This is a genomic window from Paracoccus alkanivorans (genome assembly GCF_003697785.1).
GTDB classification, from domain to species: domain Bacteria; phylum Pseudomonadota; class Alphaproteobacteria; order Rhodobacterales; family Rhodobacteraceae; genus Paracoccus; species Paracoccus alkanivorans.
The window spans coordinates 1-1,026 of record NZ_QOKZ01000038.1 but is presented as its reverse complement, the minus strand read 5'-3'; the positions used below and the strand labels follow the sequence as shown (position 1 = coordinate 1,026).

Below are 1,026 nucleotides of genomic sequence, written 5' to 3'. Positions count from 1 at the left end.
ACGGCCCAAGCTTTCAGCCACGACCATTTCTTCACCCTGGTCAGCATGGCTTGCGCCGCCTCATACAGCAAAGCCCGCATCATTCCGTCGCCACACAAGGACACCCGGCCCACGCGTTGGCTTTCTCCGGACTGATTGAGGACCGGTGTCAGCCCCAGGACCGGCCCGACTGATCGAGAGCTTCGAAAACGTGCTGGGATGTCGATGGTGCTGATGAAGGCGAGTGAAGTCACAGGCCCGACGCCCGGGATTGTCATCAGGCGCATGCAAACGGCATCTGCTTTCGCGATTTCCAGCACCTTGCCGTGCAGTCTGGCGAAGCTCTCACGGAGCTTTCGTCTCGTGGCAAGCAATACACTGATCACCTCCTCCAATTCCGGCAATGCCTCGATGAGATCCTGGACGCGGGCTTCGAACTTCCCTGCGCCAACAATCCCAACCTTGAGCCCGAAGTTGCGCAGCAGGCCGCGTATTTCGTTCTCGACCGCAATCGCTTTCTCCTGCAAGAGCTTTCGGGCTCGCAGCAAGGCTCGACGCTGCTGGCTTTCCAAAGTCTTCACATGCACCGGGCGGTATAGATTGACCCGCATCATCTGCGCGATCCCGCGCGCATCATTCCGGTCGGTTTTGTTTACCTGTGCTTTGAGAAATGCCTTTGTGTGGCGTGTCTCAATACAGATCACCGGAAGGCCTGCCCTGGCCAGCCCCTCGAAAAGCCACTGCGACAAGGGACCAGCTTCTAATCCGATCCGCTCGATCCGGACACCGATGCCGCTCAATGCCAAGGCAAGATCCTCGGGATGGCTCGTAACCTTCATTTCTCGGCAAATTTGACCGTCCTCGTCGACAACGCAAATGGTGGTCTCTTTTACCGATACATCCAATCCGGCATAATGCTTCATGCTGCGCTTCCTTCCTGATGCTTGTGACTGCTTCACACAGACCACGTTCTATCATCAGCTCGAGGCGCAGCACCTACCGGAGACCGAGGCTGGAAGTGGAGCGCAAGCCGAATACCCCATCTGA

1 protein-coding gene is annotated in these 1,026 nt (G+C 57.4%); it reads right to left on the bottom strand.

Going from position 1 to position 1,026, the window contains the following annotated elements; translation table 11 throughout:
• On the bottom strand, window positions 1-902 hold a 902-nt coding region (locus tag C9E81_RS22610; protein WP_122114601.1), incomplete at its 3' end, for an IS110 family RNA-guided transposase.
• Between the last annotated feature and the right edge of the window lie 124 nt (window positions 903-1,026).